Source organism: Mycobacterium sp. ITM-2016-00317 (assembly GCF_002968295.1).
In the GTDB taxonomy this organism is placed as follows: Bacteria; Actinomycetota; Actinomycetes; order Mycobacteriales; family Mycobacteriaceae; genus Mycobacterium.
The window spans coordinates 1,645,082-1,665,657 of the sequence record NZ_CP134399.1 but is presented as its reverse complement, the minus strand read 5'-3'; the positions used below and the strand labels follow the sequence as shown (position 1 = coordinate 1,665,657).

19 protein-coding genes are annotated in these 20,576 nt (G+C 67.5%); 17 read left to right on the top strand and 2 right to left on the bottom strand.

Annotated features, from left to right (window positions below):
- Positions 1–80: 80 nt before the first annotated feature.
- From C6A87_RS07940 to C6A87_RS07875, 14 genes are all read left to right on the top strand, one after another.
- Positions 81–1,688, top strand: coding sequence for a hypothetical protein (locus C6A87_RS07940; protein ID WP_311117851.1), 1,608 nt, complete (start codon positions 81–83; stop codon positions 1,686–1,688).
- Positions 1,689–1,800: 112 nt separating this feature from the next.
- Positions 1,801–2,598, top strand: a complete 798-nt coding sequence (locus C6A87_RS07935) for a M15 family metallopeptidase (protein ID WP_311116734.1) — start codon at positions 1,801–1,803, stop codon at positions 2,596–2,598.
- A gap of 232 nt (positions 2,599–2,830) precedes the next feature.
- On the top strand, positions 2,831–3,784 hold the full coding sequence (locus C6A87_RS07930; protein ID WP_311116733.1) for a 2OG-Fe(II) oxygenase family protein: 954 nt from the start codon (positions 2,831–2,833) through the stop codon (positions 3,782–3,784).
- Between the two features lie 23 nt (positions 3,785–3,807).
- Positions 3,808–4,284, top strand: a complete 477-nt coding sequence (locus tag C6A87_RS07925; RefSeq protein WP_311116732.1) for an ABC transporter substrate-binding protein — start codon at positions 3,808–3,810, stop codon at positions 4,282–4,284.
- A gap of 19 nt (positions 4,285–4,303) precedes the next feature.
- Positions 4,304–4,861 carry an ABC transporter substrate-binding protein gene (locus C6A87_RS07920; protein ID WP_311116731.1) on the top strand — a complete coding sequence of 186 codons (558 nt, stop codon included), beginning with the start codon at positions 4,304–4,306 and terminating at the stop codon, positions 4,859–4,861.
- Positions 4,861–6,114 (top strand): amidohydrolase family protein, encoded by a 1,254-nt coding sequence (locus tag C6A87_RS07915; protein ID WP_311116730.1) that lies wholly within the window; start codon positions 4,861–4,863, stop codon positions 6,112–6,114. The genes C6A87_RS07920 and C6A87_RS07915 overlap by 1 nt, the downstream gene beginning before the upstream one ends.
- On the top strand, positions 6,111–6,914 hold the full coding sequence (locus C6A87_RS07910; RefSeq protein WP_311116729.1) for an ABC transporter ATP-binding protein: 804 nt from the start codon (positions 6,111–6,113) through the stop codon (positions 6,912–6,914). Before C6A87_RS07915 ends, C6A87_RS07910 begins: the two co-directional genes overlap by 4 nt.
- The gene (locus C6A87_RS07905) at positions 6,911–7,729 is read left to right on the top strand and encodes an ABC transporter permease (RefSeq protein ID WP_003929101.1); all 819 of its coding nucleotides are present in this window, start codon (positions 6,911–6,913) and stop codon (positions 7,727–7,729) included. Before C6A87_RS07910 ends, C6A87_RS07905 begins: the two co-directional genes overlap by 4 nt.
- Positions 7,726–8,505 carry an ABC transporter permease subunit gene (locus tag C6A87_RS07900; protein WP_311116728.1) on the top strand — a complete coding sequence of 260 codons (780 nt, stop codon included), beginning with the start codon at positions 7,726–7,728 and terminating at the stop codon, positions 8,503–8,505. Before C6A87_RS07905 ends, C6A87_RS07900 begins: the two co-directional genes overlap by 4 nt.
- Before the next feature lie 2 nt (positions 8,506–8,507).
- Complete coding sequence (gene allB / locus C6A87_RS07895; RefSeq protein ID WP_311116727.1) at positions 8,508–9,896, top strand: allantoinase AllB; 1,389 nt, start codon at positions 8,508–8,510, stop codon at positions 9,894–9,896.
- Complete coding sequence (locus C6A87_RS07890) at positions 9,893–10,753, top strand: hypothetical protein (RefSeq protein ID WP_311116726.1); 861 nt, start codon at positions 9,893–9,895, stop codon at positions 10,751–10,753. The genes allB and C6A87_RS07890 overlap by 4 nt, the downstream gene beginning before the upstream one ends.
- Positions 10,750–11,439, top strand: a complete 690-nt coding sequence (locus tag C6A87_RS07885) for a GntR family transcriptional regulator (protein WP_003929105.1) — start codon at positions 10,750–10,752, stop codon at positions 11,437–11,439. The genes C6A87_RS07890 and C6A87_RS07885 overlap by 4 nt, the downstream gene beginning before the upstream one ends.
- Entirely contained in the window at positions 11,436–11,825 is a 390-nt protein-coding gene (locus tag C6A87_RS07880; protein WP_311116725.1) for a gamma-glutamylcyclotransferase, read from the top strand. Before C6A87_RS07885 ends, C6A87_RS07880 begins: the two co-directional genes overlap by 4 nt.
- Before the next feature lie 38 nt (positions 11,826–11,863).
- Positions 11,864–13,423: a gamma-glutamyltransferase gene (locus C6A87_RS07875; RefSeq protein WP_311116724.1), complete on the top strand. Its 1,560-nt coding sequence runs from the start codon at positions 11,864–11,866 to the stop codon at positions 13,421–13,423.
- Between the two features lie 41 nt (positions 13,424–13,464).
- On the opposite strand, the gene C6A87_RS07870 is transcribed toward C6A87_RS07875, so the two are convergent.
- Together C6A87_RS07870 and C6A87_RS07865 are read right to left on the bottom strand one after the other, a co-directional pair.
- Positions 13,465–14,550 (bottom strand): PucR family transcriptional regulator ligand-binding domain-containing protein, encoded by a 1,086-nt coding sequence (locus C6A87_RS07870; protein WP_311116723.1) that lies wholly within the window; start codon positions 14,548–14,550, stop codon positions 13,465–13,467.
- A 143-nt stretch (positions 14,551–14,693) separates the two neighbouring features.
- Positions 14,694–16,130: an APC family permease gene (locus C6A87_RS07865; protein WP_311116722.1), complete on the bottom strand. Its 1,437-nt coding sequence runs from the start codon at positions 16,128–16,130 to the stop codon at positions 14,694–14,696.
- Positions 16,131–16,378: 248 nt separating this feature from the next.
- On the opposite strand from C6A87_RS07865, the gene C6A87_RS07860 reads away from it, so the two are divergent.
- From C6A87_RS07860 to C6A87_RS07850, 3 genes are read left to right on the top strand one after another with little or no spacing between them, the layout of a single operon-like run.
- On the top strand, positions 16,379–18,652 hold the full coding sequence (locus C6A87_RS07860) for a propanediol/glycerol family dehydratase large subunit (RefSeq protein ID WP_311116721.1): 2,274 nt from the start codon (positions 16,379–16,381) through the stop codon (positions 18,650–18,652).
- Positions 18,649–19,008, top strand: coding sequence for a diol dehydratase small subunit (locus tag C6A87_RS07855; RefSeq protein WP_311116720.1), 360 nt, complete (start codon positions 18,649–18,651; stop codon positions 19,006–19,008). Before C6A87_RS07860 ends, C6A87_RS07855 begins: the two co-directional genes overlap by 4 nt.
- Positions 19,005–20,576 (top strand): diol dehydratase reactivase ATPase-like domain-containing protein, encoded by a 1,572-nt coding sequence (locus tag C6A87_RS07850; protein WP_311116719.1) that lies wholly within the window; start codon positions 19,005–19,007, stop codon positions 20,574–20,576. The genes C6A87_RS07855 and C6A87_RS07850 overlap by 4 nt, the downstream gene beginning before the upstream one ends.

Below are 20,576 nucleotides of genomic sequence, written 5' to 3'. Positions count from 1 at the left end.
ACTACGACTTCGACCTGGGTGGGTACTCGCGCCCAGTGACGACCTCCTCGGCCGAGGCTCAGCGATGGTTCGACCGTGGCTTGAACTGGACGTTCGGCTACAACCACGAGGAGGCGGCGCACTGCTTCGAGCAGGCGCTGGCCCACGATCCGGGATGTGCGATGGCGTGGTGGGGGCTGGCCTATGTCGCGGGCCCGAACTACAACAAGCCGTGGGAATTATTTGACGACAACGAGATTCAGGAGACGTTGACCCGCACCCGGCACGCGTGCGCGGCGGCACTGGCGCGGTCGGTCGACGCATCGCCGGTGGAGCGGGCGTTGATCGCGGCACTGCAAGCGCGATATCAAGCCGAGACACCGGGCGATCTGGACGGCTGGAACGAGCAGTACGCCGAGGCGATGCGCTGCGTCTACGCGACGTTCGGCGACGATCCCGACGTCGCGGCACTGCTCGCCGAAGCGCTGATGAATCTGACGCCGTGGAACATGTGGGATCCCCGCACCGGCGAACCGGTCGGCGGAGCAGCCACGCTGGAATGCCGAGCGTTGCTGGAGAACGCGATCCAGCATCGACGCGACCGCGGCCTTGCGCCGCATCCGGGCCTGTGGCATCTGTACATCCACCTGATGGAGATGTCACCGACCCCGGAGGCCGCGTTGCGCGTCGGCGACGAACTGCGGCGGCTGGTACCGGACTCCGGGCATCTCGCGCACATGCCCACCCACATCGACGTGCTGTGCGGCAACTACCAGGACGTCGTGGACTGGAACAGCGTCGGCATCGACAAGGACGTCAAGTACTGGCGCTACGCCGGAGCACACAACTTCTACTCGAACTACCGCGTGCACAACTATCACTTCAAGCTCTACGGCGCGATGCTGCTGGGCCAGTACCGACCGGCGATCGAGGCGGTGCGTGGGATGCGCGAAACCATCCCCGTTGAGCTCGTGCACATCGAGAGCCCGCCGATGGCCGACTGGCTGGAGGGCTACATGTCGATCGGGACGCACGCGCTGGTGCGGTTCGGCCGCTGGCAGGAACTCATCGACACCCCGCTGCCGAAGGATCCGTCGCTGTTCTGCATGACCGCCGCGATGAACTACTACGGCAAGGGAGTGGCCCACGCCGCGCTGAAGCAACACGATCAGGCCCGCGCGGCTCAACGGCTCTTCGAGCAGACCGCGGCCACGGTCGCCGAATCTCGGCACCTGCACGTGGTGATGTGCGTCGACATCCTGGGCGTCGCTAGAGAAGTCCTGGCCGGCGAGATCGACTACCACAGCGGCGCCTACGATTCCGCGTTCCGGCATCTGCGTCAGGCGGTGCGCAACGAAGACACCCTGCCCTACGACGAACCGTGGGGATGGATGATGCCCAGCAGGCACGCCCTCGGCGCGCTGCTGCTCGAGCAGGGCCACGTCGACGATGCGGCACGCGTTTACGAAGCCGACCTCGGCCTCAATGACGATGTACCGCGGTCCAACCGGCACCCGAACAACGTCTGGGCGCTGATCGGGCTACACCGCTGCTACGAACTCCTCGGCCGCGGCGCTCAGGGCCGGGTGATCAAACCGCTGCTCGACGTCGCGCTGGGTCGGGCCGATCCCGAGGTGCGGTCGTCGTGTTTCTGCAGCCGGTCGTCGGAGCCGGGCGGGATTTCGCCGTGTTGTTCCACCAGTCGCTGAGTGCCTCGAGCGCGGGCCCACCTGTCCCGCACCGCCTGTAACGGGCCGTGGCTCGTCGCCTCCGAGTTTTCGGTGCCGCTGCGACGATCGCGTTTGAGTGTTGGAATGGGGCATGCCCAACAAGTCGAAGTCAGCGGTCCTCGCCGCCACGTTCCTGGTCGCGCTTGCGTCGGCACCGGCCGCAGCAGCCGAGCCCGTCGCGGATGCTCCGCCGGATTTCGTGTCGGTCACCAGCGTGGATCCCTCCATTCTGCTGGACATCCGCTACATCACGCCGCACAACTTCACAGGCGCACCCGTGGACGGTTACGAGGCGCCGATGTGCATCCTGACCCGCCCGGCGGCAGAGGCGTTGCAGCGCGCCCAACAAGAGTTCGTCGCGCAGGGCTACTCGCTGAAGATCTATGACTGTTACCGACCCCAACGCGCTGTCGACTCCTTCGTCGCCTGGGCCGGCGACCTGTCCGATCGGCAGATGGAAACGGAGTTCTATCCGCGCGTGGACAAGACACAACTCTTCGCCGACGGTTACATCGCCGAACAGTCGGGCCACAGCCGGGGAAGCACCGTCGATCTGACGCTGGTGCCGCTGCCCGCGCCCCCGCAGCCCGCGTACGTGCCGGGGCAGCCGTTGGTCGACTGCGCGGCGCCGGCCCCGGAACGCTTCCCCGACAACTCCCTTGACATGGGCACCGGGTACGACTGCTTCGACACGCTGTCGCACACGCTCGACCCCCGCATCCAGGGCGAGCAGCTCAAGAACAGGCTGCTGCTCAAGGACGGGCTGGAGAAACAGGGCCTGCAGAACTATGAGAACGAGTGGTGGCACTTCACGTATAAGCCCGAGCCGTTCCCCGACACCTACTTCGACTTCCCGGTCACACCGTCGTCGCTGGTGAATGTGGGCTGACCGCAATCCAATCCGCGGCCGGGTTACTTCAGCGCTTTTGGGCCTGCTTCGCGCAGAAGGGCCAGCCCGACTGCCCGCGCCTGAAGGTTTGCCGTAGAGCTGAAATTTTGCGAACGGTCGTCACAGCGTTTACCTGCTCTGGATACGGCCGAAACACCACGGCAATAGTTTGGATCCATTCTTGGATCCAAAGCAGCCAGGGTCCCTTTCGGGACGAAGACCGGAGACCTCCATGATTCGGCAGTTCGCTTTACCTGACCTCGTGATCGCCGCCCGCACCGGCGACACCGACACCCTCGCCCAGTTCGATGCGGTGTGCACCGAGTCTGGAGCCTTTGCCCTGACAGGGCTTCCGATCTCCGAGCCCGTCCTGGCCGCTGTGTACGAACAGACCCTCGAGTTCTTCCGATTGCCTCAGGGCAGCAAAGAGGCGCTGCGTGATCCCGGCGGCAATCCTTATATCGGCTGGCACGGGCCAACCGAAGGCAGCGAACGGGATTCGGGCAAGCGCAAAGAGATGTTCCATATCGGACCACGGATCTCGCCGACCCTCGCCACCCCCGATCCCGGGGGTCACTTCGATGCACCTCCCGGCGCGATCGGAGGCAGCCTGTGGCCCCGGACCCTGCCCGCGTTCACCGAGGCCTGGCACGCCTATTACCGGCAGATGCAGGAATCCGCGATGGTGCTGGGTGAGGTGATGGCCGCAACCTTGGGTGTTGAGCTCGCCGTCTGGCAGGAGTTGGTCGCCACGAACTGGGCCGACCTCGCCGCCAACTATTATCCAGCGGCACGCCCAGACGACACGGGGTCGCGCAACGCAGTGCACACCGACGACACGCTGTTCACCATCCTCTACCAGGATGACGGCGGTGGCGGTGGCCTGCGGATGCAACGCCGGGACGGCCGGTGGGTGGATGTGCCCCCCGTCGCCGAGACTTACCTGGTCAACATCGGCGCATTGCTGACATATCTCACCGCAAACCGGTGGTGGGCGGTGCCACACGAGGTCACCGCGGCACGTGTCGAGGATTCCTCCACCCAGACGCCCCGGGTGTCGATTCCATTCTTCTACCGCCCCAACGACAGTCGCGCGCTGACACCGTTTAACACCGCCGTTCAGCCGACCGGCACCGTGCTCATGAGCGAATGGCTGCATAACCGGCGCACCTCTGCAGTGCGCTGAAACCTTTCTCGGACAGGAGATCCATGTACGAACCACTGACGCGACCCGTTGACCGTCGCACGTTGATCCGCGGCCTGTTCGGCGTAAGTGCACTCGCGGTAGCAGGCCCCGCGCTGGCGGCCTGCGCCGGCGGAGCGTCGCAGACTGATGTGCCGGGCCTGACCACAGTTACCACCCAACTCGGATGGAAGAAGCTGGCACAGTTCGGCGGCCACTTCGCCGCGCTGAAGAACGGCTACTTCGAGGAAGAGGGTATCAACGCCCAATTCCTTTCCGGAGGTCCCAACATCGACCCGGTGAACGTGGTCGTGACCGGCCAGGCTGACATCGGTGACGCGAACGGATCCGACATCATCAAGGCCAGCAGCCAGGGCATTCCGATCCAGGCGTTCGCCACCATCTATCAGGAAACACCGAACGCGCTGATGTCGCTGAAGTCCAATCCGGTGACCACCTTGGACCAGATGAGCGGAAAAACGGTGGGCTTGCCTGGCCGGTGAGCATGCTCTGCTCAAGGCCATGTTGACGAAGGCAGGCGTCGACCCCGCGACCGTCACGATGGTGCCGGTGGGCACGGACCCGTCCATCCTGAGTTCCGGCCAGGTCGACGGGTACATCGGCTACGGCACGCAGCAGGGGCTTTCGCTGCAGCAGCAAGGTGTGGGTGTCGACATTGTGTACTTCGCCGAGTTGGGCAATCCCGACTACGGCAATGCCCTGTTCGCGACGGAGGAGACGGTGTCAGGTAAAGCCGAGGCGCTGACCAGGTGGCTGCGCGCCGACATGCGGGGATGGGAGTACTTCGTCGCCCACCCTGAAGAGATCGCCCAGTACACCTGGGACCAATACCACCAGGAGACCGGGGCCGTACTGGCCGACGAGAAAGTCTCTGCTGCGGCTGCGGTCCCGCTCATCACCTCGGGTGCGGCCCAGCAGAACGGCCTGATGTGGATCGAGCCCGCGACATTCGCCACCGTGGCCGTCCTTTACGCCGATGCCGGAGCGATCGACGCGCCGGTGGACGTGAACACCGTGATGACTCAGTCGATTCTGTCTGCGGTCGCCAAGGACACCTGATGTCCACCTATGTGGTGGCCGGAATCCTCGGACCCGACGGGCACCGTGCCACCGGACCCGCCAAGCTGACCGTCGACTCCGGGATCCTCTCGGTGCAGACGCAGGCGTCGGCGCACGGATCGACGCTGGTGGCCATGCCCCCGCTGGTCAACAGCCACGACCACGGCCGGGGCCGCGGACTGACCGCTGCCGGTATCGCAGATGGGCCGTTGGAAGTGTGGATCGACCGACTGTCCGCCGATCGCCGGGACCAGACCGACCTGGTGGGGCGAGCGGCGGAGCAGATGCTCTGCCAAGGGATCGGCGCCACGGTCCTGTGTGTCAACCCCGGAACGCCAGATCTCGAATATGAGATCGACACGGCCTGTGCCGCAGCGCGTTCCGCCGGGATTCGCACCGCAGTCGTTGTGCCGTTCGCCGACGCGGCAGGGCGGATGCGGGGTCGCGACGAGACGGGGTATACCGCCACGGAGTTGTCTGCGCGCCTGCAGATGTTCCAGCGGCTGGCACAGCGCGCGCCCGACCTCGAGTTGCAGCTCGGCCCGGTGGGCCCACAGTGGGTCAGTGAACACACCCTCTTGGAGCTCAACGACTTCGCGCTCGATCACGGTGTGCGTCTGCACACCCACCTGTTGGAGTCTCCGTCGCAGCGGGCCTGGGCCGACGAGGTGTATCCCGAAGGGCTGGTGGCCTGGTTGGACCGCCGTGGAATTCTGGGGCCGCACGTCACCTTCGCCCATGGCACCCAGCTTCGCTCCGACGAACTGGAACTGCTTGCCGAGCGCGGCTGCGGGCTGGCCGTCAACGCCAGCTCAAACCTGCGCCTGTGCTCCGGCTTTGCACCCGTTGCCGCGGCGCGGGCCGCCCGTCTGCCGACCGCGATGGGACTCGATGGACTGTCACTCAATGAAGACAGCGATCCATGGACCGAACTGCGGCTGCTCCGGGGCATCGCCCAGGCCCAGTCGAACGAAACCGTCAGCGCTGCCGACATTCTGGCGCTGGGCTTCCACGCCGGCGCAATGGGTGCGCAACGCCCTGAGCCGATGGCCGACGGTAGCCGGGCCGATCTCCTAGTGGTCGATATCGGCGAGTGGGCACAGCTGCTCGACCGAGACGACTGGTACTTGCCCGAGATCGTGCTGGCCGCGCGGGTGGCCGTACACGCACTGTGGGTGAGTGGAGTCGCCGTCGGCGCCGATCGTGGTCACGATACGGGTCGACCTGTTCTCAGCATCGGAGGCATGGCATGAGCAATCTGAGCATGTACACCAACGCCACTCTTGCCCAGGGCAATTCGCTGGGACTGGACATTACGGACGTCTCCTATGAGTACCGGAACGGGCGAACCTCGGTACCTGCAGTCCACCAGGTGTCACTGACGTTGGAACCCGGGCATGTCGGCGTGCTGCTGGGTCCGTCCGGATGTGGGAAGTCGACGCTGCTCCGACTTGCGGCCGGCTTGATCAATCCCACCCACGGCTCCCTGAGCTACTCCGGGGCGTCACCACACGACTTGCGCGACCAGCGGAGGATCGGCTTCGCGTTCCAGGATCCGTCCCTGTTGGCGTGGCGTTCGGTGCGCAAGAACCTCGAGTTGCCGTTCGATCTGGCAGGGCTGCCCAAAGATGCCGCCTGGGTGGACCATCTGCTGGCGATCACTTCCCTGACTGACTGGGCTGGGCACCGTCCGCGCCAGCTTTCCGGAGGTATGCGACAGCGCGTCTCGGTTGCTCGAGCGCTGGCTACCAAGCCCTGGGCGTTGCTGCTCGACGAACCGTTCGGCGCCCTCGATGAACTCACCCGAGCGCAGCTGAACTTCGAACTGCTCGACATCCTGGACCACACCGGCACCACCTGCTTGATGGTGACGCATTCGGTGGAGGAGGCGGTACTGCTCGGGGACCGCATCATGGTGCTTTCGCCACGACCGTGCACGCCGCGCGCACTGCACCACGTTGACATCGCCCGCAGCGATCGTCGGAGTTTCCGGGATTCCGCTGAGTTCGCCAAAATCTGTGCCGATATCCGCGCCAGCTTGGAGTTGTCATGACCGCCGCACTGGCGCCCGCCATCGACAGCGTGGGAATCCCCAGACGTGGCGAACGGCAGCAGATTCCCGTCGTGCTACGTGAACTCCTCTGGATCGCAGGGGGGATCGCCGCTCTAATGATGCTGTGGTGGGGCACTGCTACCAGCGGAGTCCTCGGCCCCAGCTTCATCGCGCCGCACAGTGCGCTCGGCGCACTCGTGGGACAGTGGGAAATCATCTGGTACAACGCCGAGCCTACGCTCGTGGCCGCGGTCACCGGTGCCGGTTTGCTGCTTGTAGTCACCGCCGTCGGCCTGGTGTTGGTAGGGATGGCGCCCTGGCTGTCACCCTGGTTGGTGAGCGTCAGCGTGGTCGTCGGGAGCCTGCCGCTGATCAGCCTGACGCCGGTGCTGTCGATATTCATTCCTCGAGGCACCTCACTGATCATCGTCGTCACGGTGCTCAGCGGGCTGGTACCGGTGGCGGCGATGCTCGGGTCGGCGGCACACGCCACCCAGGTGGGTCGCGGTGAACTCGGCGCGCTGTATTCGGCGAGCGCACTGCGCTGGTGGCGGTTCGTCGGACTCGGACGCACCGTACCGATCGTCGACATCGGCCTTCGCGCGATGCTGCCGGCCTGTTTCGTGGGCGCCATCGTCGCGGAATGGTCCGGTGCCGCAGGCGAACGCGGGTTGGGCGGCCTGATGGCCAACGCACTGTACAGCTATCAGGCGCCGCTGCTGTGGGCCGCGATCATCCTTGCCTGCGCGGTGGCGGTGAGCCTGCTCGGCGCGGTGGCGCTGATCATGGCGCCGATCCGGAAGGCGCTGCAATGACCACTACCAACGTGCGTGTGGTCGCCGGCGTGGTGCTCTCGCTGGTGTTGCTCCTGTCGACCTGGCAACTGGCGATCCTGACCCACGATATCCCCGCCTACAGCCTGCCTGGGCCGGTGGCCACCCTCGGCCACATCCTCGAGCACTCCGGGCTCTTGGCGGCACGGGCAGGAGCAACGGCCTCTGCTGCGGCGGCAGGAATCGTGGTGGCCGCAGTGTTGGCCCTGGCGCTGGCAGTCGCTGTGGTGCGGTGGCCGGTGTTGCAACGCCCCGTCACCGGATACGCGTTGGTGCTGCGGACGATCCCGATCGTCGGGGTGGCCCCGCTGATCACCCTGGTCGTGGGCCGCGGACTCTGGACATCGGTGCTGTGTGTGGTCATCGTCGCCACCTTCACCCTTTTCGTCTCGGCAGTGACCAGCGTGCGATCGGCGCCGTCCGCGCTGGACGACCTGGCACGGCTGTATCAGGCGGGCTTCGCGCGCCGCTGTCGCACCATCTACCTGCCGTCAGCCTGGGCCGGGCTCGTCGTCGGCCTCCGGATCACGGTGCCGCTGTCGGTGATGGCCGTAATCCTGTCGGAGTGGCTGTCCGGCAGGCCTGGTCTCGGCAGCCTGATGGCACTGTCACAGGCCAACCGCGACACCCCGATGCTGTGGGCGGCGACCGTTGTGGCCGCCACTCTCGGGTTGCTGGCGTACGCCGCTCCCGATGTGATCACCCATATCGCCGAACGCCGCGGGTACACCGTCGCCGTCGGCACACAGGAGGTTTAGGAATGGGCACCGCCCCCACCGTCAACTACGAACTCGTCGTCCGTGGTGGCACCATCGTCACCCCCGAACGCCTGATCCGCGCGGACCTTGCCGTCGCCGACGGAACAGTGTGCGCGATCGGTACTTCACTTGCGCACGCGGACAAGGAGATCGATGCCACCGGCCGGTACATCCTGCCCGGCGTCGTTGACGCCCACGTGCACTTCCGCGAGCCGGGCATGGCGTACAAGGAGGACTTCGGCACCGGGAGTCGGGCAGCCGCCGTCGGTGGGGTGACCACGGTCTTCGACATGCCGAACACCGTGCCGCCAGTGGCGACCCTGGACATCTTCGAGCACAAGCTGGACACGGTCGCCGGCAAGTCTCACGTCGATTTCGGCCTGTACGGCATGCTCGGTCACGACAACGCCGACGAGATCCCGAAACTCGCCGGGGCAGGTGCGATCGGACTCAAGCTGTTCATGGGCCAAACCACCGGCGACAACCCTTGCCCCGACGACGGCGCCATCTACCGCGGTTTGCGCGCGGCCGAGGAATCCGGACTGGTGGTGGGCGTCCACGCGGAGAACAACCCACTGCTCCAACAACTCGCCAAAGAGCTACGCGCTCAAGGCCGTACCGATGTGCGGGCGCATCTGGAAAGTCGACCGCCACTGGTGGAGGTGGAAGCCGTCACGCGGATCGCGACCTTGGCAGGCGCGGTCGGGACCACACTGCACATCCATCACCTGTCTACCCGGGACGGGCTGGAACGAGTGAAGATGTTGCGCGCACTGGGGCATCGACTGACCGTCGAAGCCCTTGTCGGGCATCTGCTGCTCGACGACTCGGCGTACGACGAATTCGCCAATCTGGTCAAGCTCAATCCCCCGGTGCGTCCCGCCGAGCACTGCGCCGCGCTGTGGGCCGGCATCAGTAGCGGGGACGTCGACATCGTCGCCACCGACCACGCGCCACACTCGGGCGAGGAGCAGGCCGAGCCCAACGTGTGGTGCGCGCACGGAGGTTGGATAGGCGTGGAGACCAGCCTGCCGCTCATGCTGACGCAGGTCGCGCAGGGACGGTTGACCATCAACGACGTCGTTCGACTGTGCGCGGCGAACCCGGCCAGAATCTGGGGAATCGATGACCGAAAGGGGCATCTCGATGTGGGGGCCGACGCCGACTTCGTCATCGTCGACCCCGCCGCGCCGGGTGTGGTCACCGGTGCTCACCTGCACTCGAAACATCCCGTCACCCCGTACGAAGGCTGGGAGACGACCGGCTCGGTGGAGGCGACGTACCTGCGCGGCGAGTTGATCGCTGAACACGGCGAGATCGTGGGCCCGCCCCGGGGTAGACACCTGGCACCACGCGACAGAAAACCGACAACCCTGGGGGGACCGCTGTGAGCATTACCGAGACACCTGCTGCCACCACGTCGATCGTCGACGAATTCTGCGCCCAGGAGATGAGGTCCGTTCCAGCACTTTCCCCGTCTGGTCAGGGGACGGTGCGGCTGGCGGCCATCGGCACCACCGCCGCCAAGCCGCTCTCCTCACCGTTGCTGCGCCGCGCCCTGGCGGACGTCGGTCTCGAGGTCAGCACCGCCGAGCCGTTTCCCGATGCCGGGTCCCTGATCGCCGACACGAACTGGGATATCGGAATCGTGCTGAGCCCCTTCAAGATCGAGACGGCATCCCTAGTCGGGGACCTGTCCCCGTCGGCGCAGGCCACCGGCGTGGTCGACACCGTGTTCGCCAGGGCTGGGAGAGCATTCGGGGCAAACTCGAATGTCTGGGCGGTCCGAGCCGTGCTGCGACGCCTGATCGGCGGCACACCGCCGAATCAGGTGCTGGTCCTGGGATCGGGCGGATCCACCCGATCGGCGCTGCTGGCGGTGCAACGGGAATGGCCGGGCGTCGACGCTGTGATCAGCGCTCGCGACTTGGCCAAGGCCGAACCCATCGGGCAGATGTTCGGCGCCCGGGTCGCCGAGGCCGCCGGTATCGCCGAGCTCGCCGCCGACGTCATCATCAACACCACCACCTGGGGCGAAACCGCCGCCTCGGAGGACACCCCGTTCGCGTTCGACCTCCCGGCAGCGCTGCGACCGGGCGCAGCGTACTTCGATCTGAACAATCGCCGGTCTTCACTGGTCGAACAGGCTCTCGACGCAGGCTGCGTCGTGATGTCCGGGACCTACATGCAGCGCATCACCCATCACTGCCGGGCCGCCGGCATGCGGCGCTGGATGGACGCACGATGAACCCACCCGAGGATCCCGGCACTGCCGGCGCCGCCGCACCGTCGGCCCGGGAGCGCACCTACACCTACCTGCGCCAGGCCATCGTCTCCGGTGAGATGTCCAGCGGGCGCCGCGTGGTCGAGGAGCAGATCGCCAGTGACCTGGGAGTCAGCCGGACCCCGGTGCGGGAAGCGCTGCAGCGCCTTGCCAGCGAAGGGCTGATCGTCCGGCTCCGTCGCGGGCACCTCGAGGTGGTCAGCATCAGCGCACGTGAACGCGAGGAGCTGCACCTGCTACGGCTGGCGGTTGACCAGTTGGTGGCCACCCTGCTCACAGAGAAGGTCGCTGACGTGGAATGGCAGGAGTTGTACGCCCATCTGCAGCCGCTGGAGGATGCGTATCGTAAGCACGGTATTCACTCCCCTGCCTATGCGATGGCGCACCTGGATCTGCATTCGGCGATCAACAAGGCGGCCTTCACCGGTGCAGCCCGCGGCCTCGCGGTCGGGACCTACATGTATCCCAGCGACGATTACGTCCAACAGGAAGGGTACGAACCGGTCATCCAGCATCGGGAGCTGCTTGATGCGCTCTCCAGCGGTGACGAGGAGATCGCCGTCGCGGAAATGCGAGCCCACGCCCGCCGCGGACACCGGGAACATGTGATGAACGACCATCTCACAGGGACGCGGGGGGAACGGAAGTGACCGCCCAGGTGCAGTTCTTCGTCAATGGACAGGCGATGGCGGGTGGCTCGCTCAACGGCCCGCTACAGCGCAGCGGTACCCCGCTGGGTGCCGCGCGTACCGCAGCGCGGTATCGATTCTTCGCCTGCCACAACGAATTTCCAGCGCTGGTCCCGACCGAAGGAGGATGGTCCGTGCCCGGCGAACTGTACAGCGTCAGCTATGCGGTGCTGCGCGAGGAGGTGTTGCCCTACGAGCCTCCGGAGTTGGAGCTGTCGATCATCGAACTCGATGATGGCGCAGGCGCCCTGAGTATGGTGCTACGGCGGGGGATCGCCACCTCCGACCCAGGGATCACCGAGATCGAGGCGGGCAGCGGCTGGCGCGACTACCTGCTCACCCGGTGAACGCCGCTGCAGTGAACACGCGGGGGACGCGCGGATGTGTGTCCACCCCGCATCAGCTCTCCAGCGAGGCGGCGCTCGACGTGCTGGCACACGGCGGTAACGCGGTGGATGCCGCCGTGGTCGCCGCGATGGTGGCCGCTGTGGTCCAGCCGTTCTCCAGCGGCGTGGGCGGTGGTGGCTGGGCCACCGTGCACCACGCGAGCAGTGGCGTGACCGAGGTCCTGGAGTTTCACGGCCGGGTGCCGTATGCCACCCGGGCAGAACTCTTCACACCTGACACCGAAGGTTTGGTCGACGGGCCGGCGCTGGAAGCCGCCAGCGCCGGCCTGTTGGGCAGCCTGGTGCCGGGTGCACCCGCAGGATGGGCGGAACTGCTGGCCAGTCGCGGCACGTGGTCTTTCGCGGAGGCGCTCCAGCCCGCGATCGCCTATGCCGAAGCGGGTTTTGCGGTGTCAGCAGTCCTGCACGACAACATGAACGAGGCCGCAGACAAGATGCGGTTGTGGCCGGCCAGTGCCCAGACCTACCTGCGGGACGGATACGCGTTTCCTGTCGGCGCGATCCTGCGCCAACCCGACCTGGCCGCGACCCTGCGCACGCTGGCGACCGCAGGACCGGACGCGGCTTACACAGGTGAACTCGCACGGACGATGACGTCGTTCTATCAGGAGCACGGCGGCACCCTGACCATGGCGGATCTCGCCGACTATCGGCCCCGCTGGGCAGCACCGCTGATCGGCCACTTCCGGGGGCACCGGGTGGTGTGCGCGCCGGCGCCGCTGGGCGACGTCGCCTTCATCCAGGGCCTACACCTAATGGACCGCCTGCCGCCCTTCGCCGGTCCGACCGACCCTGACTATGTGCACTTCAGTCTGGAATCGGCGAAACTCGTGCGCCGGGACCGCACGCGGCACCTCGGTGAATCACCGCTGCCGCCAGAGTCTTTCGACTGGCTCACCGGTAGCGGACGCATCGGAGAACTACTCGCACATATCGGGCCGCAGGCCGCCACGACCCTCGTGGACACTGCCGGTCCCTCGCACACCATCACGTTGGTGGTCGTCGACGGCAACGGCGACGCTGTGCACCTGATGCAGACGATCGGCGCACCATTCGGCAGCGGTGCGGTCGTCGACGGAACCGGAATCGTCACCAACAGCTCGCTGTACTTCGCCCACGTCGACCCGACACTGCCCAATTCGGTGTGCGGGGGTCGCAGACTCGAGCAGAATCCCTGTGTGGCAATGGTGTTCGATCCCGACGGCGCCATCAGGGTCATCGTGGGATCACCGGGCGGCAAGACGAGGGTAGAGACGGTGCGCCAAATGCTGGTCAACGTACTGGATTTCGGAATGAACATCCAGCAGGCGGTGGACAGCCCACGCTTCCTCAGCGACCCGGACGGCCGGACCGCACTACTGGAACCCGCCCTGGCGAGGCAGGCACCCGAGCTGGCCCAGCACCTGGCCGCACGAGGACACCACACCGTGGTCTCTGACACTTTCTTCGGCAGCGGGCAGGGCGTCACCCGCGCGCCGTCCGGGCTCCTGCATGGCGGAGCCGACCATCGCATGGAATCGGCGGCGATGGCGTTCTGAGTGGACGCGAGTTCAGCACACGGCTACCGGGGCGCCCCCCTTCAGCCGACAGCCCCGTGATCCACGGAAGCGCCGGGTCGGGAGCTCCCCTGAAGGCTGTCGGTGCCGACCTCATTGAGCTGGAGCACGCGAACGCTGACCTCCAGATGGAATCGGTCCGCGGGGTTCTTGAGCGACAGGCCGGTGAGCTCCTCGATGAGCTTTATCCGGTACAGCAGGCTGTGGCGGTTGAGGAAGAGCGTTCTGGCTGCCGCACTGGTGTTCGTGGCCTCGTCGAGCAGGACCTCCAGCGTGCGGACAAGCTGGCCACGACGGGTTTTGTCGTAGTCGATCAGCGGCTGCAAGGTCTGCAGGACGGTCGCCATGCTGCGCGGGTGGCGACGGAGCACCTCGGCGAAATGTCCGGGACCGTCGGGCACCGCCGCCGGCACCGACGACGGGAGCGTGAACGCGCTCCCCTGCTCCGGCGGGAGCAGCACCCAACTGGCGAGCCCGTCCGGGAAGGCACTGGATCTGCGTGCGGCGTCGAGTAGTTCGGACACCGTCGTCGCCGGCGGGGCCGACGTGAAGTGGCTCATCACGAGGTCGTCGGTGACTGATGACCGCACGGTCATACCCGCCGAGCGGGCGAGTTCCTGAAGCGCGTTCGCGAACGCGTCGGCGACGTCGTTCCAATCGGCGCTTGCCCGTTCGCGGCGTCCGATGACCATCTGGACGTGAGCATCGTGCCGTGACGAGGTGAGCAGCGGCAGCAGCGTGCGCTGGACCTCGGAGAAGGCGACCTCCCACGGCAGATGGACCAGCGGGAAGTCGTGGCGATCGGCGAGCGGGACGAGTGCGCTGAATAGTTCGTCGACGGCCACCTGGGGCGGCGGGCTCACCACCACCCCGGCCGCCGGCGAGGAGACCAGGAAGGTGAGGAATTCGAGCACACCGCTCTGTCGGACGTCCGCGCCGGTCGTCAGCACCAGGTCGCCGGCCCGCACGAAGGACTCGGCCGGCGCGTGCATGATGTCCACCCACCGGACCTCGCGGGTCAGGCCCCGGTGACCGGCGACGACCGAACCCTGATCCAGTGGCGGAACGGTCAACGCCGCCGCCACGCTCAGCGGCGACACCCGCGACATGACGTCCCTTCTCCTGATCGACTTGCCCCGGCGGACCCGTCGGCGGGGCAGACGGTATCAGCGCACCCGGGGCACCGGTGCGGCCGGTGACCACCGGCTGGGGCGTTGCCCCGAGCCGCAGGTGGTCACCGGCCGTCCCGGGATCACTTCGCCGAGATCGACCCCAGGTCGTCTGACCGGCGGCTCAGCAGCATGCCGACCCCGAAGAACACGAGCGGCATCGCACCGAACACCACCGCGAGGGTGGGCGAGCCCCCGACCACGAGGGTGAGGTTCGACACGACCAGAACCAGCGCACCCGCGAGCGCGAGCGTCGCGAACGAGCCCAACACCACCTTGCCCGTGGAGTTGCCGCGCCGCACGAAGAAGATGACCACCGAGATCGTCGTCAGCAGCCACAGAATGGCCAGCGCCAGGATGCCGAGGCCGCCCAGAGGCCCGAAGATCTGCAGCACCGGGTCGAGTTGGAGCGCCGCCAGGATGCCCATGACCACGAACGATGCCACGGTGATGACGAGCGAGGCGTTGGCCGGCGAGCCGTGCTTGGGGTGCACCTCGCCGATCTTGCGCGAGAAGACGCCACTCTGACCGAGCACGAACGCGTAGCGCGAGCTGATGTTGTGGAAGGCCAGTGCGCACGCGAACACGCTGACGAACCACAGGATGGTGGTCAGGTCGCGCCCGACCATCCCGAGGTACTTCTGGGCGGTGTTGACCATGAAGTTGTCGGGGTCGTCGACGGCGGCCTGGATTGCGCCGGAGCCGCCGTTGCCCTCGATCAGGGCCCAGCTGGAGAACGCGTAGAACACCGCGACGATGCCCACCGCCCAGTAGGTGGCCCGGGGCACCGTGCGGTCGGGGTCCCTGGCCTCGTCGCGGAACACCGCGGTCGCCTCGACGCCGACGAAGCCCCACAGCGCGTACAGCAGCGCGATCCCCACACCGCCTGCGAGGCCCTGCGGGGTGAACGAATCGCCCGTGATGCCCTGCTCGCCGCCCCGGAGCACGATGACCAGGTCGAGCACCAACAGGATCGCGACCTCGGACACCAGGAAGATGCCCAGCACCTTGGCGCTGAGGTCGATGTCGCGATACCCCAGCCAGGCGACCACCGCGAGCACTCCGGCGGTCAGCAGCCACCACGGGATGGCCGGGCCGTTGAAGCGCTCGATGAGCCCGGCGAGGATCACACCGTCGTAGGCCGAGACCCCCAGCAGCGTCGCCATGTACGCCGGTAGGGCGAGCACGGCCGCGCCGGTTCCGGCCGCCTTACCGAGCGACGTGCGGATGTAGGCGTAGAACGCGCCGGCATCTTTGACGTACTTCGACATCGCGACGAAGCTCGCCGCGAACAGCAGGAAGATCGCACCCGCGACCAGGAACGCGACCGGGATGCCGGTGGTGTCACCGAGCACCATCGCGATCGGCACGTTGCCGCCGATGGTCGACAACGGCGCCGCCGCAGCCACCACCATCAGGACGATGGCAGGGACGCCGAGATTTCCGCGCAGGTGGCCACGACGGCCATCCGGTGACGACTCGCGGTCGCGAGTGTCGTCCGCGTTGACCACGTCGGACATGGGCTCATCCTCCTTCGCCTGCGGAGCCGAAGATCGCCGGCTCCGTCGAGTTGCGGGCTGAATTGTGCGAGACGACCCCGCGCCCTGTCAGCGCGGGCCGGGCTTCTTCCAACACGTTGTGGGAGGCGGGGCCGTCGCAGCGGCGGCTCGTCACACAGGTTGTTGGAAGCTGCGCGGGCAGCGTTGTCCGGCGGTGGCGTTGCGTCGATGCTGTGACAGTCACGCAACAGGGAGGTACGGCGAGAGCCATGCATCTGAACAGCACCGACGGCGAGCAGGACTACCGGCTCGGACGAATCCGTCTGCTCGACCGGCAGCGGGTCAACCTCGACGGGTTCGCCGAGGCGGACCCCGAGCTGGGGATGATCTCGCACCTCTCCCCCTACGATCCGGAGCCGTCGTGGGTGGTGGCCGAGGACGGCACCGTCCTGGAGATGGACTCGACCCCCGTCGGGGATTTCGACACGATCGACGAGTTCATCGTGCGGTACGCCGTCGACCACACCGAGGCGCCCCGGTCGATGGCGATGGACGAGGTCGAACTGGCCCGGATGATCGTCGACCCGTCGGTGCCCCGCGCCGAGGTGCTCCGGGTCTGCGCCGGCCTGACGCTGGCCAAGATGGCCCGGGTCGTCGCAGGGCTCCAGCCGGTCGAGATCCAGATGGCGATGATGAAGATGCGCGCCCGCCGCACTCCCGCCAACCAGGCGCACGTCACCAACCGCCTCGACGACCCGCTGCTGATCGCCGCGGACGCGGCCACCGCGGTCGCCTACGGCTTCCGGGAACTGGAGGCCACCGTCCCGGTGCTCGACGACGCACCGGCCGTCGCCATCGGTCTGCTGATCGGTTCCCAGGTGCCGGCCCCCGGCGCGCTGACGCAGTGCTCGGTCGAGGAGGCCCGCGAACTGGAGCTCGGTGTGCGGGGGTTGGTCTCCTACGCCGAGACGGTCTCGGTGTACGGCACCGAACAGGTCTTCACCGACGGTGACGACACCCCGTGGTCCAAGGCGTTTCTGACCTCGGCCTACGCCTCGCGTGGCATCAAGATGCGGCTGTCCAGCGGCGCCGGATCCGAGGTGCTCATGGGCCAGGCCGAACGCAAGTCGATGAACTACCTCGAGTCCCGCTGTGTCTCCCTGGCCAAAGGCATTGGCGCCCAGGGGGTCCAGAACGGCGGCGTCGACGGTGCGGCCATCACCGCGTCGGTGCCCGGCGGGGTCCGGGAACTGATCGCGGAGAACCTCATGGTGATGCTGCGCGGGCTGGAATCCTGCAGCGGCAACGATTCGCTGATGTCGGAGTCCACGATGCGGCGGACCAGCCGAACGCTGCCGACGTTGCTGTCCGGCTCGGATTTCATCTTCTCCGGTTTCGGTTCGGTCGTGGCCTACGACAACATGTTCGGGCCGTCCAACTTCAACGCCGCCGACCTCGACGACTACCTGGTGCTCCAGCGCGACTGGGGGGTGGACGGCGGCCTGCGGCCGGTCGACCCGACCACGCTGGAGTCCATGCGCAGGCAGGCCGCCGAAGCCACCCGCGCGGTGTTCGAATACCTCGGGCTCGCCGATTTCGACGACGAGCACATCGAGGCCGTCGTCGGGGCGGAGGGTTCCAAGGATCTCCCGCAGACCGACGGCGTCAAGGTGCTCAGCGCCGCCCGGATGATCGATCAGTCGGGGCTCACCGTGGTCGACGTCGTGGCCGCGCTCGCCGAAACCGGCTTCACCGACATCGCCGACCGGGTGCTCGGCATGGCCAGAGCCCGGGTGACCGGCGACTACCTGCAGACCGCCGCGATCTTCGACGAGAACATGAATGTGCTGTCGGCGCTGCAGGATCCGAACGACTACCAGGGCCCCGGCACGGGCTACCGCCCGTCGGTCGAACGCCAGGCCCAGATCGACGCGGTGCGGCAGGCGCGGTCGGTCACCGACCTGGTGAAGGAGCAGGCCACCTTCGCCCAGCCCGAGCGCCTGGCCGCCGTCGGCCCGGCCAGTGTCGGGGAGGATCCGCGGGAGGTGGTCATCGGTGTCTCGCCGGCGTTCGGCACCAAGCTGTTCCGCACTCTGTCGGGCATGACCATCTACGACGTGCTGGAGCAGATCCTGGCCGGGCTGGAAGAGGAACAGTGCATCGCACGCCTGGTGCGGATGGGCGACAGTATCGACCTCGGGGTCATCGGCAAGTCCGCGGGCCAGCTGTCGGGGTCCGGGATCGGGGTCGGGCTGCAGGCCAAGGGGACCACGCTCATCCACCGCCGCGATCTGCCGCCGCTGGCCAACCTCGAACTGCTCAGTGTGGCACCGCTGATCACCCCGGAGATGTACCGGCTGATCGGTATCAACGCCGGGCGGCACGCCAAGGGCGCGACGCCCGCGCCGATGCGCAACGCCTACAGCGACGAGGCCATCACCGCCCGTTACCACACCAAGGTCGTGTCGATGGTCGCGGTCGAACGTGCCGAATCACAGCGCGGCAAGGCCGCCGCGCCCACCGAATTGGAGTTCACGAGATGACCGTCGCTTCACACTCGGGCCGCAACCTCACCGAGGTGACCGTCGAGGCCGCCCGTCGCGGCGAGCTCGCGCTCGACGACATCCGGATCAGCCGGGAGACCCTGCTCGCGCAGGCCGACACCGCCGAGCGCACCGGCTCGGCCCAGTTGGCGATGAATCTCCGCAGAGCCGCCGAAATGACGGCCCTGAGCGCCGACGACATGCTGGCTGCGTACGAGGCACTCCGTCCGGGACGTTCCACCTTCGCCGAACTGGAGGAACTGGCGCAGCGGCTCGCCGCCCAGGACGCACACACCTGCGCCGAACTCGTCCGGGAGGCCGCGACGGCCTATCAGCGGCGCGGCCTGCTGAGGTGACGGTCTGGGCCGGCGTCGACATCGGCAACGCGACCACGGAGATCGTCCTCTGCGGCGGGGACACCGGACTCGACGTGCTGGCCAGCGCCCGCACCCCGACCCGCGGCGGCAAGGGCTCGCTGCGGGCCGTCGAGGGTGCCGCGCAGCTCGCACGACGGTTGGCCGACGGCCACGGTCTGACGATCGACCGGGCCGCGTTCGCGCCGACCCCGCCGGTGCACTCCGCGGTCGAACGCGTCCAACTGGAGACCCCGCGCACCGGGCGGCTCGTCGTCGCGACCCGGTCGGCGGCGACTACCGCGGGCGACGGCGCCGGGGTGGGCGTCCCGGTGTCGGTCGACGGTCTCGACGCGGCTCCCGCCGACCGCCCCGTCGTGGCATGCGCGACCCGGCAGTGGGGCTACGGCGAGGTCGCGCATCTGGTGAATGCCGCACTGGCGCAGGGTCGCAACGTCGTCGCGGTGCTGACCGCCAACGACGAGGCGGTGCTCGTGTCCAACCGGTTGACCGCTCCGCTGCCGGTGGTCGACGACATCGACGTGGCCCCGCTGCTGTCGGCGCCGCTGGTCGCCGTCGAGGTGCGCCAGGCGTCGGCGCCGCTGCAACGGCTCACCGACCCCTTCTTCCTCACCGACGTGTTCGGTCTCGACCCCGACGAACGCGTCGATGCCCGCGTCGTCGCCGACCAGCTCTTCGACAGCGCATGCGCGGTCATCTACCTCGACAGTCCCCTGCCGGTGCGCGACGTCCCGGCGGAATCGCCACCCACCGCACTGTCGGACGGACAGGCGTGTGTCGTACACCTGGCTGACATTGCGGCGCAGGCGAATTCCAGACGCGGCTCGGTTTCGGTGGACAGTCTGGTGATGGCGACGATGGGGGGAACCGAGGAACCCGCGGCCGACGCCGACGTGCTGTCCCGCGCGCTGGGCGTTCCGGTGACGAGGCTCGACTCAGAGGCAGCAGCTGCCCGTGCCGGCGCGCTGACCACGCCCGGGGTCACCGCCGACGTGGTGGTGGTCGATGTCGGCGGAGGAACCGTCGACGTGGTCGCCGACGGGTCGCGCCTCGTCCTGCCGGGCGCAGGCCAGCTCCTCACCACCGCGACCGCCGCCGCGCTGGGCATCTCCAGAAGCGCCGCCGAGTACGCGAAACGCGCCGAAGCGCTCACGGCCGTGACCGTGCAGCTCGTCGAGGACGAACACGGCCGGCGGCGGTTCCTCGACAAGGCGATCCCGGGCCGTTGCACGGGGTGGCTGCTGACCTCCGCCCCCAGCGGGCTGCTGCCGTTCACCTCGCAGCTGTCCGGATCGGAGTGGCGCAGTTGGCGACTGGCCGCCAAGCGACAGGTCATCGGCGGCAACGTGATGAGGGGCATCGAGCAGGTGGCCGCCGACGCGACCGAGGTGCTGCTCGTCGGCGGCGGAGCAGGTGACGACGAACTCGTCCGAGCGGTCAGCGAACAACTCGGCCGACAGGTCACCGTCGGACGGGGCAACGTGCGCGGGCAGCTCGGCCATCGCTTCGCCGTGGCGTACGGGCTGGTCACGCTGGCCGTGACCGGATGA